Below are 14964 nucleotides of genomic sequence, written 5' to 3' on the forward strand. Positions count from 1 at the left end.
CGGTGGCAACTCCCGGCAACTAGTGGCCCGCGGCGCGGCGACCGGGCTCAGGTTGACCCATGTCGTCGCCCACGCCCGCTGCGCCGCTGCAGCTCGATCCCGACCGCCTGCTGCCCGCGGACCCCGTCCGCCGGGAGATCGCGCGGCGGCTGCACGCCCAGGTCTCGGGGTTGCCCATCCTCTCCCCCCACGGCCACGTGCCGGCGGCGTGGCTCGCCCACGACACCCCCTTCGGGGACCCGACGTCGCTGCTCATCACCCCCGACCACTACGTGACGCGGATGCTGCACTCCCAGGGCGTCCACCTCGGCGACCTGGGGGTGGGCACCACCCTGGACGGCGACGGGGCCCGCCGGGCGTTCCGGTTGCTCTGCGAGAACTGGTCCGCCTACCGCGGGACCCCGGTGCGCTACTGGATGCAGGTCCAGCTGGTGGAGCTCTTCGGCGTGGACGTCCGCCCCTCGGCCGACACCGCCGACGAGATCTACGACCGCATCGCCGCGACGCTCGCGACCCCGCAGTTCCGGCCCCGAGCCCTGTTCGAGCGGTTCGGCGTCGAGGTCCTGGCCACGACGGACGACCCGTGCGACGACCTCGCCGACCACCGGCTGCTGGCGCAGGACCCGACGTTCACCGGCCGGGTGGTCCCCACGTTCCGGCCCGACCGCTACCTCGAGGTCGGCGCGCCCGACTGGAACAGCCACGCCGACCGCCTGCACGAGGTCTCCGGGATCGACACCGGCGACTTCCGGGGGTTCCTCGCGGCGCTGCAGGACCGGCGCGACCACTTCCGCGCCCACGGTGCCGTGTCGGCCGACCACAGCCACGTCGACGTCCGCACCGACAAGCTCGACGTGGGCACGGCCGCCGACCTCTACGCGCTGGCGCGCAAGGGAGAACTGGCCGAGGCCGAGGCGACGACGCTGCGCCGCCACCTGCTCTGGGAGATGGCGCGGATGTCGTCGGAGGACGGCCTCGTCATGACCCTGCACCCCGGGGTGTGCCGCGACCACCACGGCCCGACCGCGCGGGAGTTCGGCAAGGACGTCGGCGCCGACATCCCCGTCCAGGTCGAGTTCACCCGCGCGCTGCGGCCGGTGCTGGAGGACTTCGGGACGAACCCCGGGTTCCAGCTGGTCCTGTTCACCCTGGACGAGACGACGCTCTCCCGCGAGATCGCTCCGCTGGCCGGTTTCTACCCCGCGGTGCACGTCGGGGCGCCGTGGTGGTTCCTCGACGCCCCCGACGCGATCGGCCGGGCCCGCGCCGCGGTGACCGAGACGGCGGGGTTCTCCAAGTCGTCGGGGTTCATCGACGACACCCGCGCGTTCTGCTCGATCCCCGCCCGCCACGACATGGCGCGCCGTCTCGACGCCGTCCACCTCTCCACCCTCGTCGCCGACGGTCGGCTCGAGGAGGACGAGGCGGCCGAGACGATCGTCGACCTCGTGACCCGCAACCCCCGGAAGGCGTTCCGACTGTGACCCGCACCCAGACCGTGCGCCTGTCCCGCGACCTGCCCGGGATCCCGCCCGCGCCCCCGGTGCGCATCGTGCACCTGGGGCTGGGGAACTTCCACCGCGCCCACCAGGCCTGGTACACCGCGCACGCCACCGACGCCGCGGAGTGGGGCATCGCCGCGTTCACCGGCCGTCGTCCCGACGTCGCGGTCCGCCTCGCCCGCCAGGACGGGCTCTACACGCTGCTCGTGCGCGGGGCCGACGGCGACCACGCCGAGGTGATCGGCTCGCTCGCGCAGGTGCACCCCAGCACCGACCACGTCACCTACCTGGACCTGCTGCGCCGCCGCGAGACGGCGATCGTCACGATCACGGCGACCGAGGCCGCCTACCTGCGCACCGGCGACGGGCACCTCGACGTCGAACGCCCCGACGTCGTCGTCGACCTGCAGGCCCTGCGCACCGACGTCACCGCCCCGGTGACCACCCTGCCGGGGCGCCTCGTCGCGGGTCTCGCCGCCCGTCGGGCGGCGGGAGCCGGGCCGGTCACGCTGCTCTCCTGCGACAACCTGGCGCACAACGGGGCCGTGACCGCGACGGTCGTCCTCGAGCTGGCGGAACTCCTCGACGGCGGTCTGCACGCGTGGATCGGGGCGGAGGTCGACTTCGCCGACTCCATGGTCGACCGGATCACGCCCGCGACGACCGGGGAGGTGCTCGCCACCGTGACCGCGCTGACCGGGGTCACCGACGAGGCGCCCGTCCCGACGGAGCCGTTCTCCGAGTGGGTCGTCAGCGGACGCTTCCCCGCCGGTCGACCGGCCTGGGAGAGCGCCGGGGTGACCTTCGTCGACGACGTGACCCCCTACGAACGGCGCAAGCTCTGGCTGCTCAACGGGTCGCACTCGCTGCTGGCCTACGCCGCGAGCGTGCGGGGCCACCGCACCATCGCCGACGCCGTCGCCGATCCGGAGTGCCGGGGCTGGGTCGAGGAGTTCTGGGACGAGGCCTGCCGTCACCTCGACCTCCCTGCCGAGGAGCTCACCGCGTACCGGGCGGCGTTGCTGGAGCGCTACGCGAACCCCGGGGTGCGGCACCTGCTCGCGCAGATCGCCGCCGGCGGTTCGCTCAAGCTGCCGTTGCGGATCGTCCCCGCCCTGCTGGCCGAACGCGCTGCCGGCCGGTCACCGGTGGGCTGCGCGACCGCGATCGCGGCGTGGGTCCTGCACCTGCGGGGCGTCGGGGCGCCCGTCGACGACCCGTCGGCGGACCGGGCGGAGCACGCTGCGGCGCAGGGGGTCCCGGAGGTCCTGGACCTGCTGCACCCCGGGCTCGGGGAGGACCGCGAGCTCGTGGAGCTCGTCGCGTCACGCCTCGCGGCGCTGACCCCGACGGACTGAGGTCGCCGGGCGCCGGCCGGGACGTGAGCCGGCGTGGGGGCCGGTGGACCCGCGCACGACGAGCCAGGCCGGCAGCAGGACGGGTTCGCCGGTGAGTCCGTCGAGAGCACCACCGACGGGGCGGACGCTGCCGGAGGCCACGTGCGCGACCCCGGTCGCGCCGATGTCCACCAGCGGGGCCGCGATCGACGTCAGTCCGACGAGGTCGGCGTCCACGATGTTGTCGAACCCGATGACGCTGACGTCCTGCGGGACACGGCGCCCGCCCGCGGTCACCGCCTTGAGGAACCCGATGGCCATGAGGTCGTTGTAGGCGATGACCGCGGTGGTGGGCCGCCTCCCCCAGACCCGCGCGGCCTCGGCCCCCCCGCGCAGGGTGGGCAGGTTCGCGCCGATGCGGACGACCCGCAGGTCCAGCTCCAGACCCGCCTCCTGCAGACCGCGCCAGCGGGTCCCGTCCGCGTAGGAGTTCTCGGGCCCGGCGAGGTAGGCGATGGAGGAGTGTCCCCGCTCCACGAGGTGCTCGGCGGCCTTCTTGACGGCCCGGACGTTGTCGCTGAGCACCGAGGTGACCGACCCGACGGAACGGTTCAGCACGACGACCGGCCGACGCTTCGCCACCGCCCGGATCGCCTGGTCGCTCAACCTGGAGGAGGCCAGGACGAAACCGTCCACCGTCGCCTCCAGACGGGCCAGGGCCTGCGCCTCGGCGTGCTCGGACTCCTGCGTCTCGACGATCGCCAGGGTGAGGTCGTTGCGGGCCGCGGTCCGCTCGGCCCCGCGGATCATCCCGACGAACACCGGGTTGGCGATGTCGGCGACCACGAAGGCGAGCACGCCCGTCCCGCGGGCGGACATCGGCAGCAGCGTCCGCGAGGACCGGTACCCCAGCCCGGTGGCCACCCGGCGGACGTGTTCGGCGGTGCGGAAGCTCACCCGCCCGGGCTTCGACAGCGCCCGCGACACCGTCGAGGCGGACACCCCGGCGGCCGCCGCGACGTCGTAGATGGTGACGCCGGCGTCGCGGGCCGGCTCGGGAGGTTCAGGGGACGCCCGGGGCGCGAGCTCGTCCACGTCGCCACCTCCGGTCCCCCGTCGCCCCGTCGCACCGCGGTTGCGGGCGACCGTAGCAACTCCTGGCAACCGTGGTGGTCCCCGCTGCCCCGGGTGGCTTGAATGGGGTGCAGGACCGTCCGCGTGCGGTCGCCCGAGCGAACCGGAAGGAACCGCGATGCCCAGCTCGTCACCCGTCCCCCCCGACCGGGACGGGGTGCCCGGCCCGCTGGCGCGCTGCTTCGAGGGCATCGAGCGGCTCGGCGTCGCGTTCTCCGGCGGGGTGGACTCCTCCGTCGTGCTGGCGGCCGCGGCGCGCACGCTGGGGGCGGCGCGGGTGACCGCCGTCCTCGGGGTGTCCCCGAGCCTGCCCGCGAGCGAACGGGTCGCGGCCCACGACGTCGCCGCCCACGTCGGGGTCCGGGTGCTGGAGGTCGCGACCCGCGAGGGCGACAACCCCGCCTACCGCGCCAACGGGCCGGACCGCTGCTTCCACTGCAAGGACGAGCTGTTCCAGCGGATCGACGACGACGTCGTGCTGGCCCACGGGCTGGACGCCGTCGCCTACGGCGAGAACGCCGACGACGCCCGGCGTCCCGACCGTCCGGGGTCGAGAGCCGCTGCAGCGCACCGGGTCCTGCGCCCACTGGCCGACGCCGGCATGGACAAGGCGCAGGTCCGCGCGCTCGCCCGGGCCTGGGACCTGCCCTGCGCCGACAAACCCGCCGCGCCGTGCCTCGCGTCACGCATCCCGCACCACCAGGAGGTCACCCCGGCCAAGCTCGCCCAGGTCGAGTCCGCCGAGGCGGCGCTGCACGCGCTGGGGTTGCCGGACGTCCGGGTCCGCCACCACGGCGAGATCGCCCGGCTCGAACTGCACCCCAAGGACCTGCTGCGCGCGGCCGGCGAGCTGCGCCCGGAGGTGCTGAGCGCCGTGCGCGGGGCGGGGTTCCGCTGGGCGACCCTCGACCTCGCCGGGATGCAGTCCGGGGCGTTCACCCTGGAGGTGCTGCAGCGTGGCTGAACCGCTCCCCGACCCGCCCTCCGACCCGCTGGCCGGGATCGCCGAGCTCGACCTGGACCGCGGAGCGCGGCGCGGGTACCCCGAGGCGGTCTACTGCGCCGGCAAGACCCCCGAGCAGGTGCGGCGCATCGCGACCGCGCTCGCCGGGCGTCCCGACGTCACGACGTTGTTCACCCGGGCCGGTGCCGGGCACGCCGCCGCCGTCCTGGACGTCCTGCCCGACGCGTTCCACGACGAGAGCGCCGCGTTGCTGGCCTGGCCGCCGACGCGGCCGGAACCGCGGGGCGGTCTCGTCGTCGTGCTCGCCGCGGGGACCTCCGACCTGCCCGCCGCGCGGGAGGCGCACCTCACCGCGGGCTACCTGGGCCGGCGCAGCGAACTCGTCGTCGACGTCGGCGTCGCCGGGCTGCACCGCGTGCTCGCGCGCCTCGACCTGCTCCGCCGGGCCCGGGTGATCGTCGTGGCCGCCGGGATGGACGGCGCGCTGCCCAGCGTCGTCGCCGGGCTCGTGAGCGCCCCGGTCGTCGGGTTGCCGACCTCCGTCGGCTACGGCGCGGCGTTCGGCGGGCTCGCCCCGCTGCTGACCATGCTGAACTCCTGCGCGCCGGGCGTGAGCGTCGTGAACATCGACAACGGTTACGGCGCAGGTCACCTGGCCGCACAGATCGCCGCACCCCAGGAGGACGGGGCATGACGCACGCGTGGATCGACGCCTCCGCCGGCATCGCCGGGGACATGCTGCTCGGCGCCCTGCTGGACGCCGGCGCCTCGCTGGGCGCCGTCCGGGGCGCCGTGGCCGCGGTCGTGGGGGACGCCGTGGCGATCTCGACGGCGACCGTCACCCGGGCCGGGTTGCGGGCCACGAAGGCGGAGGTGGACCTGCGCGACGAGGACCCGCCGCACCGCAGCTGGTCGAGCATCGAGGGGATGCTGGCCGGCGCGGGGCTCACGGACCGGGTGCGCGACGACGCCACCGCGGTGTTCGCGCTGCTGGCCCGGGCCGAGGGCCACGTCCACGGGGTGCCCGCGGCCGACGTGCACTTCCACGAGGTCGGCGCGCTCGACTCGATCGCCGACGTCGTCGGCGTCTGCGCCGCGCTGCACGACCTGGGGATCACCACCGTGAGTTCGGGAGCCGTGGCCCTCGGCTCGGGACGGGTCCGGGCCGCGCACGGCTCGATCCCCGTCCCCGTCCCGGCCGTCGTGGAACTCTCCCGGGGCCGGCGGGTGCTGGCCGGCGGTGAGGGCGAACTCACCACCCCTACCGGGATGGCCCTCCTCGCGGCGCTCGGCGAGGACGAGGACCTGCCCGGGCTGCGGGTCACGGGGTCGGGCACCGGGGCGGGGACGCGCGACGTCGCCGGGCGTCCGAACGTGACCCGGGTGGTCGTCGGGACGCGCACGGCCGCAGCGGTTCCGCGTCGCCGCGGGGTCCAGCTCGAGGCGAACGTCGACGACCTCGACCCCCGGTTGTGGCCGGGGGTCCTCGCGGGGTTGCTCGCCGCCGGCGCCGACGACGCGTGGCTCGTCCCCGTCCTCATGAAGAAGGGCCGCCCGGCGCACGTCCTCACCGTGCTCGCCGCCCCCGAACGCGCCGACGCGCTCGAGGCGGAGGTGGTCGCGAGCACGTCGACGCTGGGCGTGCGCCGCAGCGACTGCACCCGGTTCGCGCTGCCGCGGGGCTGGGTCGACGTGGCGGTCGAGGGCGGGAGCGTCGCGGTGAAGGTCGGCCACGCCGACGGGATCGTCCGGCAGGTGATGCCGGAGTTCGACACCGTCGTCGCGCTGGCCCGGGCGAGCGGCCGGCCGGAACGCACCACCCTGACCGCCGCGCTCGCCGCCGCGGCCGACGCCGGGTGGGTGGTCGGCGCTCCCCCACCCCCCGGCGCCGTCCTGCGCGACGCGCCCTGATCAGGCCCGGGCCAGGCGGAGGGTGAGGATCTGGAAGGGCCGCAGCGAGACGCTCGCCCCGCCGTCCTCCACGCTCGTCACGCCTTCCTCTCGCGGGCGTTCGAGCAGATCGACCTCGGTGACCGAGGCGACCGGGAAACCCCAGGTGAGCCGGGCCCGCTCGCGGGCCCCCAGGGACTCGTAGAGCCGGACGACGACGTCGCCCGACCCGTCCTCGGCGAGCTTCACGGCCTCCACCACCACGCCGGGGACGTCGACGGCGACGAGCGGTGCGACCGGGCCGGCGCCGGTGACGACCCGTTCCGGCAGGTTCTGCCGGTACCCCTCGCGCACGGCGTCGGCGATGTCCGCCCCCACCACGAGGGAGTACTCCAGGACGTGACGGCCCTGGTCGGTCTCCGGGTCCGGCGAGAGCGGGGCCCGCAGCAACGACAACCGCACCGTGGTGCCGGGGCGGCCGTCGGTCACGACCGAGCGGGTCACGTCGTGACCGTAGGTGGCGGAGTTCGTCACCGCGACGCCGTACCCGGCCTCCGCGACGTGCAGCCAGCGGTGCGCGCAGATCTCGAACCGGGCGGCGTCCCAGCTGGTGTTCTCGTGGGTCGCCCGGAACACGTGACCGAACTGGATCTCGGAGGCGGAGCGGTCGGCGTGGACGTCGAGGCCGAAGGCCGCCTTGAGCATCGCCTCGCGCTCGTGCCAGTCGACGTCGAGGGTGTAGGCGATGCGGGACTCCCCGCGCGGCAACCGGATCGTCTGGACGAGGGTGCTCGCACCGGTGGACCGGGTGACGACGATCCTCGCCCCCTCCCCCTCGTCGGCGTGCAGCTCGACGGAGTCGGCCTCGACGAGGTCGCGCACGACGTGGCGGTAGTGCGCGTCGACGTCCCAGGCGTCCCACTTGTTGGGGGTGTCGCGGTGCAGCTGCAGCAGACCGGCGTGCGTCCCCGGCAGCAGCACCTCCCGGTCGGCGGCGAGGTCGAGGACCGAGGTGACGTTGCCGGCCGCGTCGACGCGCACCCGCAGCACCCCGTTGTCCAGGACGGTGTCCGGACCGTCGGAAGTCGACGTCACGACGGCGGCGGAGGGTTCCGCGACGCCGAGACCGAGCGCGGGCACCCCGGTGCGCGGGTGCGGGGTGGGGTTGGCGACGAGCGCGGTCGTGCCCTCCCCCGCCACCGTCGCCAACGAGGTCGCGACGATCCCTTCGAGTTCCGCGCTGACCCGGGCGTGGGTGGCCGCGGCCTCGCGGTGCACCCACGCGATCGAGGAACCGGGCAGGATGTCGTGGAACTGGTGCAGCAGCACCGTCCGCCACAGCTCCTGCAACCTCGCCGCGGGGTACTCCGCTCCGTGCCGGACGCTCGCCGTGGTGGCCCAGAGCTCGGCCTCGCGCAGCAGGTGCTCGTTGCGCCGGTTGCCCTGCTTGGTCTTCGCCTGTGAGGTGTACGTGCCGCGGTGCAGTTCCAGGTACAGCTCACCGGACCAGACGGGCCGGTCGGGGTAGTCCGCCTCGGCCGTGGTGAAGAACTGGCGCGGTGAGTGCAACGAGACCCGCGTCGAACCCTCCAGGTCCCTGAGGCGGTCGGCGCGGGAGAGCATCTCGCGGGTGGGGCCACCGCCGCCGTCGCCCCAGCCGAACGGGACGAGGGACCAGCCGGCGCGGCCCTTCTCCTGGTAGTTCCGGGCGGCGTGGGCGAGTTCCTTCGCCGAGAGCTCGGAGTTGTAGGTGTCGACGGGCGGGAAGTGGGTGAAGATCCGGGTGCCGTCGATGCCCTCCCAGTCGAAGGTGTGGTGCGGGAACTTGTTGTCGGTGTTCCAGGAGATCTTCTGGGTGAGGAACCAGCGGACCCCGGCGAGCTTCATGATCTGCGGCAACGCGGCCGAGTACCCGAAGGAGTCGGGGAGCCACGCCTCCTCGGTGTCGATCCCGTACTCGCGGGCGAAGTACCCCTTGCCCTCGAGGAACTGGCGGACCATGGCCTCGGACCCGACCATGTTGGTGTCGGACTCGACCCACATGCTGCCGACGGGGACGAAACGTCCCTCGGCGATGCGCCGCTTCACCTTCTCGTGCACCTCGGGGCGGTGCTCGGCGATCCAGGCGAACTGCTGGGCGGAACTCATGGCGTAGACGAAGGAGGGGTGCACGTCCATCAACTGGGTGACGTTCGCGGCCGTCCGCGCGACCTTGCGGACCGTCTCGCGCAGGGGCCAGAGCCACGCGGAGTCGATGTGCGCGTGACCGACGGCGCTGACCCGGTGCGCCGAGGCGCGGGCCTTCGCGGCGAACAGCGGAGCGAGCACCGCCCGCGTCCGGGCGGCGGAGCCGGCCACGTCGTGCGGGTCGAGGGCGTCGAGCGCCAGGTCGATGCCCCGCAGGAGTTCGTAGCGCCGGGCGTCCTCGAGCGGGAGTTCCAGCATCAGCCCGCCGAGGACCTCCAGGTCGCTCAGCAGTTCGGCGACCTCGACGTCGCGCACGCAGAGGTCGGCGCGGGCCAGGACGTAGAGCGGGTCCCTCGGGGCGGTCAGCACGTCACCCATCGGGGAGGGGTCGAACGCCCGGCCGCCGCCACCGAGCACGTCGGGGTTGGCCGCGGCCTCGACGAAGAACTCGAACGTCGTCGTCCCGGCCGGCACCGGGATCCAGGTCGAGAGCGGGTTGATGGACTTCACCGGTTCGCCCGCCGACGTGTAGACGAGCCCCTCCGCCTGGAACCCCACGTTGCGGGCGTCGGTGCCCAGGTCGAACACGACCTCGACCTCACGCCCGGCCCAGTCCGCCGGGACCTCCCCGCGCAACCGGAACCAGGTGGTGCTCCAGGGCGGTCCCCAGGCCTCCCCCACGGCGAACTCGCCGTACGTGGCCCCGAGGCCCTCCTCGATCGGGACGGGTTCGCCCGGTGCGGGCCAGGCGGCCACCTCCACGGGCAGGGACAGGGTGTGCACGGCGGGCGCGATGCGCTGCACGACCGCTCGTTCCAGACGGGCTTCGGTGACCTGACGCTGGTCGTGCACGACGTCCTCCTCGACGGTCCTTCTTCAGCTGCCGAACTCCGCGAGTTCGACCGGAACGGTGATGCGGCGTGGGGCGGACGTCTCACCGGACAGCCGCTCGGTGAGCAGCCTCGCCGCCCGGCGACCGACGTCGACGGGATCGTAGGTCACCAGGGCGACCCGGTCCACGAGGACCTCGGCGAGTTCCACGGTGTCGAAACCTGCGAGGACGACGTCGGCCCGCGCCCGGTGGACGGCGAGCAGCGCACCGACCGTCATCCGGTTGTTGTCGCAGAACAGCGCGGTCGGCGGTCGCGACAGCGCGAGGAGCCCGTTCGTCGCGGTCCTGGCCTCGTCGCTGCTGTGGTGACCGAACCGGAGCAGTTCGGGCTCCTCACCGATCCCCGCCGCCTTGAGCGCCGCGCGGAACCCCGCGTACCGGCGGGATCCCGGACCGGACCGCTGGTCGCCGCCGACGTAGCCGATCCGGCGGTGCCCCCGCTCCAGCAACCACGTCGTGAGACGCCGGCTGCCGCCGGAGTTGTCCAGCAGGACGACGTCACCCCGGACCCCGCGCGGGAGGCGGTCGACGAAGACGACGGGGGCGCGCTCGGCCAGCGCGGCGTAGTGGCCGTCCGCGTCGTCGGCCCCCGGAACGATCAGGACGCCGTCCACCCGGCGGCTCAGCAGTTCGGCGACGATCTCGCGTTCCCGGGCCCGGTCCCGGTCGCCGTTCGCGTCGCGACCGGTCGAGAGCAGCAGCATCACGTACCCCGCGCCGGCCGCGACGAGTTCGACCCCGTGGGCCAGGTCGGCGGAGAAGGGGTTCGTGAGGTCCTCGACGACGAGGGCGATGGTCGCGGTGCGCTGCCCCGGTCGGAGCGTGCGGGCGCTCTCGTTGCGCAGGAACCCCAGGCTCGCGACGGACGCCTCGACCTTCTCGCGCGTCCCCGGGTCGACGTACCTCTCGGCGTTGACGACCCGCGAGACGGTGCTGACGCTGACCCCGGCGTGCGCTGCGACGTCACGCATCGTGGGCGGACGACCTGGACCCACCACGACCTCCCTGCTGCCCTGCGAACGTTTCCAGAGCCTTCGGCGACAAGGTAGCCGATGGTCGTCCGCGCGTCAGCGGGTTCGCGGCGCCCTGTCCCACCCGCGCCCGGGGCCCGCCCCCGCGCGAGCCGCCCGTGCGGCATCCTGGACGGGTGGAGGTCGACGACGTACGTATACCCGGCGAACGAGCCTCCCATCCCGGTCCGGTGACCGACGCCGAGGACGAGCGGCCGGGCGGTGCCACGACGCACGGCGGGGTGACGAGGTGATGGCGTGACGGTCCACCTCGGCGGCGGCGGGGACGAGCACGACGAGGCGCTGCTGTGGGACGAGGTGTTCCTGCCGGGTCGCCGCGTCGCCCTCTGGCCGTTCGCGATGGCTCCTGGGGCACAGCGCGACGGCAGCGTCCGCTGGTTCCGCGCCGCGCTGGCCGCCCGGGGCGAGTTCACGGTGCAGGCGTGGGGCGTGGGCGAGGACGACGGGGACGGCGACCTGACCGGGGTGGACGTGGTGGCCGTCCCGGGCGGCAACACCTTCGACCTGGCTCGGGAGATCCGGCAGCGCGGCCTCTGGCCACCGTTGCGGACGTTCCTCGACGACGGCGGGCTGGTCTACGGCAGGAGCGCGGGAGCCGTCCTGCTCGGCGCGGACATCGCGATCGCGGAGGGGCTGGACCCGAACCACGCCGGCGTCACCGACACCCACGGGTTCGACCGCGTCGCCGGGGCCGTCCTGCGGCCGCACCACGAGCCCTCGCTCACGGTGGAACTCCGGCACTGGTCCCGCAGCCGCGGTCGCGTCGTGATCGGTCTCCCCGAACGCAGCGGTCTGGTCAGCGACGGGACGCGGGCCCGCGTGGTCGGTCCGGAGCCGCTGCACCTCTTCACGCCCGACGGCGCGGACCGTGAGCTCCCCGCGGGAACCACCTGGCGACTGACGGGCGGTTGAGCCGCGGGGATACCGTGGTCCCGTGGAAGACCCCGCTGCCCGTCGTGTCGACTACGGCACCACGTCCTTCGACGAGTCGACCCTCGCCGCGACACCGCTCGCGCAGTTCCAGGACTGGTACTCCGCCGCCGTGGCCGCCGACGTGGTCGAACCCAACGCGATGGTCGTGGCGACGGTGGACGCCGACGGTGTCTCGGCCCGCACCGTCCTGCTCAAGGCCGTCGACGGCCGGGGGTTCGTATTCTTCACCAACCAGCGTTCCCGCAAGGCCCGCGGGATCGCCCACGACCCGCGGGTCTCGCTGCTCTTCGGCTGGCACGGCCTGCACCGTCAGGTCTCCGTCCGTGGTGTGGCCGAGGAGGTCCCCCGGGCCGAGACCGGGGCCTACTTCGTCAGCCGGCCCTACGGTTCCCGCATCGGGGCCTGGACGAGCGAGCAGTCGCAGACCGTCCCCTCCGCCGCGGCGCTGCACGCGCGCGAGGCGGAACTGCGGGAACGCTGGCCGGACACCGGTTCCGCGGACGACGTGCCGGTGCCCCCGCACTGGGGCGGGTACCTCGTGCGGGCCCGGGAGGTGGAGTTCTGGCAGGGCCGCACCTCCCGGTTGCACGACCGGCTGGTCTTCGTGGCCGACGCCGGTCCGGCCCCCCTGGACGACGCCGGGCCCTGGCGGGTCGAACGTCGCCAACCCTGAACTCCCCGGGGGACTGCGGGTAACGTTGCGGCATGGAGAGGACGTTGCACACCCGCCTGCACGAGGACGCGGTCGAGGACTACGACCGGTTGCACGCCAGGGTTCCCGACGACCTCCTGCATGCCCTGGCCGAGGCCGGGGTGCGCGACTGGCGGATCTGGCGCGACGGCTGCGACGTCTTCCACTGGCTCGACGTCGAGGACTACCAGGTGATGCGCGAACACCTCCGGGACCACCCCGCGAACCTGGCCTGGCAGGCGCGGGTGACCCCCCTGCAGTCGGCGGCCGACGACTACTCCGGCGGGGACGACGGCCTGCCGTTCGTGTGGAGCTTCCGGGACCAGCAGCGCGGGAACGGCTGACGTGGCGCTCACCGACGAGGCCATCGAGCAGATCAAGCAGATGATCCTCGGCGGGGAGCTCCGCCCGGGTGACCGGTTGCCCCGTGAGGCGGAACTCAGCGCCGCCCTCGGGCTGTCCCGCAACTCCCTCCGCGAAGCCGTCCGGGCGCTGGCCCTCATCAACGTCCTCGACGTCCGGCAGGGTGACGGCACCTACGTCTCCAGCCTCGAACCCGGGGTGATGCTGGACGCCGTGACGTTCGTCGTGGACGTCCAGCGCGACGACTCGCTGCTGGAGTTCCTCGAGGTCCGGCGGCTCCTCGAACCCGCCGCGACGTCGATGGCGACGACCCGCATGGACGATGCCGAGATCGCCGCACTCGCCGACCTGCTCGACGAGCTGGGTCCCGACCCCACCGTGGAGGACCTGGTCGCCAACGACCAGGAGTTCCACCGACGGATCGCCCTGGGGTCGGGGAACTCCGTCCTCGCCTCCCTCATCGAGAGCTTCTCCGGCCCGCTGCACCGGGCCCGCGTGTGGCGCGGGCTGACCCAGGAGTCAGCGACGACCCGGACCCTCGACGAGCACCGCGCCATCCAGCAGGCGATGGCCACGCGCCGCCACGACGTGGCCCGGGCCTGGGCCGAGGTCCACGTCGCGGGCGTCGAGCAGTGGTTGCGGTCGGTCAGTGCCGACCGCGGTGGCGGCGGACCGCTCCCGCCCGGCTGACCGTCACGCCAGGTCGAGGTCCACCACGACCGGACCGGGCACCGTCGTGGTGGGGACGTCGAGCACGACCCGGCCGTCCTCCTCCCGCGCCGGCACCGGGGTGCCGTCGGGCAGCCGGGCCGAGGCGGGCGAGAGCGAACCGGCGGGGACGTCGAGGGTCACCGGGCCGCTCGCGTCGACGACGGCGTGCACGACGTCGCCGCTGCGGGTGAAGCGGACCCACGGCTCCTCCGAGGCGGAACCCTCCGTCCACGTCGTCGTCCCGTGCACCGCGGTGGAGTTCAGCTCCATCCAGTCCCCGACCTGTTCGAGGCAGCGCCGCTGGAGTTCCGGGATGCGACCGGCCTCGTCGGGGCCGACGTTGAGCAGGAAGTTCCCGCCGCGGGAGACGACGTCCAGCAGGTGGCGCACCGCACCCGGCCCGTCGAGGTAGTGCGAGGCGTCCTCGACCTGGTTGTAGCCGAACGAGTAGCCGATCCCGCGGCAGTTCTCCCACACGCCCTGCGACTCGGCGTCGCGACCGGCCTGGTACTCGCTCGTCCGGAAGTCCCAGTGCGTCAGTCCCCAGCGGTCGTTCACCACCCCGTCGGGCACGGCGGCGTAGTACTGCTCGAGGATGCGGGCGAAGCTCTCCGGGCCGTCGGGTTTGCCGGCGTCGGGCCACTCGATGTCACCCCAGAGGACGTCCGGGGCGTACTTCGCGATGAGGTCGGCGACGTGGGCGAAGGCGTAGGAGTTGTACGCCGCGTCGACGGGGCGGTTCTCCAGCAGCGGGTCGCCGTCGTGCGGGGCCAGGTCGGTGAAGTGCCAGTCGAGGCCGCCGGAGTAGTAGGTGCCGAACTTCATCCCGGCGGCGCGGGCGGCCGCGGCGAACTCGGCGACGATGTCCCGCCTCGGACCACGGGCCACGGTGTTGCGGGTTCCCGTGCCCGGGGCGTCCCACAGCGTGATGCCGTCGTGGTGCTTGGTGGTCGGGACGAGGTACCCCGCACCCGCGCGCCGGAAGAGCGCCACCAGGTCGGCCGGGTCGAACTCCGACGCGGACCACTCGTCGAGGAACTCGTCGTAGGGCTGTCCGCCGTGCACCTCCGCGTGGTGCTGCTGGGCGGGCGAACCCTCGAGGCGGATGGTGTTGGCGTACCACTCGGCGTAGGGGTTGTGCTTCATCCACTCGTGGGGGTCGATCGTGCCGAGCTCGCCGATGGGTTCGGCCCAGGCCGGCACCGAGTAGGCACCCCAGTGGACGAAGATGCCGAACTTGACGTCCCGGTACCACTGCGGGACCTCGCGTTCGAACTTCCGGTACAGCTCCGGACGCTGCGGGGCGTCGGTGAACATGGCCACGGCGTG

At 73.9% G+C, this 14964-nt stretch carries 13 protein-coding genes; 9 read left to right on the top strand and 4 right to left on the bottom strand.

All coding sequences use genetic code 11. The features are described from left to right. Positions 1-59: 59 nt before the first annotated feature. Positions 60-1484, top strand: a complete 1425-nt coding sequence (uxaC, locus tag AC0I8G_RS13870; RefSeq protein ID WP_471730429.1) for a glucuronate isomerase — start codon at positions 60-62, stop codon at positions 1482-1484. Next, complete coding sequence (locus AC0I8G_RS13875) at positions 1481-2860, top strand: mannitol dehydrogenase family protein (RefSeq protein WP_471730430.1); 1380 nt, start codon at positions 1481-1483, stop codon at positions 2858-2860. The genes uxaC and AC0I8G_RS13875 overlap by 4 nt, the downstream gene beginning before the upstream one ends. Here the strand turns inward: AC0I8G_RS13875 and AC0I8G_RS13880 are convergent. Further along, entirely contained in the window at positions 2828-3934 is a 1107-nt protein-coding gene (locus AC0I8G_RS13880) for a LacI family DNA-binding transcriptional regulator (protein ID WP_471730431.1), read from the bottom strand. The two genes, AC0I8G_RS13875 and AC0I8G_RS13880, sit on opposite strands and share 33 nt — an antisense overlap. Before the next feature lie 157 nt (positions 3935-4091). Here AC0I8G_RS13880 and larE point away from each other — a divergent pair, with 157 nt between their 5' ends. The 3 genes from larE to larC are packed head-to-tail and all read left to right on the top strand — an operon-like array spanning position 4092 to position 6848. Further along, positions 4092-4937, top strand: coding sequence for an ATP-dependent sacrificial sulfur transferase LarE (larE, locus tag AC0I8G_RS13885; RefSeq protein ID WP_471730432.1), 846 nt, complete (start codon positions 4092-4094; stop codon positions 4935-4937). Beyond that, complete coding sequence (gene larB / locus AC0I8G_RS13890) at positions 4930-5631, top strand: nickel pincer cofactor biosynthesis protein LarB (RefSeq protein WP_471730433.1); 702 nt, start codon at positions 4930-4932, stop codon at positions 5629-5631. The genes larE and larB overlap by 8 nt, the downstream gene beginning before the upstream one ends. Further along, positions 5628-6848 (top strand): nickel pincer cofactor biosynthesis protein LarC, encoded by a 1221-nt coding sequence (gene larC, locus AC0I8G_RS13895; RefSeq protein ID WP_471730434.1) that lies wholly within the window; start codon positions 5628-5630, stop codon positions 6846-6848. Before larB ends, larC begins: the two co-directional genes overlap by 4 nt. On the opposite strand, the gene AC0I8G_RS13900 is transcribed toward larC, so the two are convergent. Both AC0I8G_RS13900 and AC0I8G_RS13905 read right to left on the bottom strand, forming a co-directional pair. Then, positions 6849-9866 carry an alpha-mannosidase gene (locus AC0I8G_RS13900; protein ID WP_471730435.1) on the bottom strand — a complete coding sequence of 1006 codons (3018 nt, stop codon included), beginning with the start codon at positions 9864-9866 and terminating at the stop codon, positions 6849-6851. Between the two features lie 24 nt (positions 9867-9890). Beyond that, positions 9891-10877 (bottom strand): LacI family DNA-binding transcriptional regulator, encoded by a 987-nt coding sequence (locus AC0I8G_RS13905; RefSeq protein WP_380261494.1) that lies wholly within the window; start codon positions 10875-10877, stop codon positions 9891-9893. 297 nt (positions 10878-11174) lie between these two features. Here AC0I8G_RS13905 and AC0I8G_RS13910 point away from each other — a divergent pair, with 297 nt between their 5' ends. Genes AC0I8G_RS13910 through AC0I8G_RS13925 form a run of 4 tightly spaced genes read left to right on the top strand, consistent with a single transcriptional unit; the run spans position 11175 to position 13614 of the window. Beyond that, entirely contained in the window at positions 11175-11849 is a 675-nt protein-coding gene (locus AC0I8G_RS13910) for a Type 1 glutamine amidotransferase-like domain-containing protein (protein WP_471730436.1), read from the top strand. A 22-nt stretch (positions 11850-11871) separates the two neighbouring features. Further along, positions 11872-12543 (top strand): pyridoxamine 5'-phosphate oxidase, encoded by a 672-nt coding sequence (gene pdxH / locus AC0I8G_RS13915; RefSeq protein ID WP_471730437.1) that lies wholly within the window; start codon positions 11872-11874, stop codon positions 12541-12543. Positions 12544-12575: 32 nt separating this feature from the next. Then, positions 12576-12905, top strand: a complete 330-nt coding sequence (locus AC0I8G_RS13920; protein WP_471730438.1) for an L-rhamnose mutarotase — start codon at positions 12576-12578, stop codon at positions 12903-12905. Position 12906: 1 nt separating this feature from the next. After that, positions 12907-13614, top strand: a complete 708-nt coding sequence (locus AC0I8G_RS13925; RefSeq protein ID WP_471730439.1) for a FadR/GntR family transcriptional regulator — start codon at positions 12907-12909, stop codon at positions 13612-13614. A gap of 3 nt (positions 13615-13617) precedes the next feature. Here AC0I8G_RS13925 and AC0I8G_RS13930 read toward each other — a convergent pair whose 3' ends face one another. After that, complete coding sequence (locus AC0I8G_RS13930; RefSeq protein WP_471730440.1) at positions 13618-14958, bottom strand: alpha-L-fucosidase; 1341 nt, start codon at positions 14956-14958, stop codon at positions 13618-13620. Positions 14959-14964: the final 6 nt, after the last annotated feature.

This window comes from Kineococcus sp. AC630 (assembly GCF_979255925.1).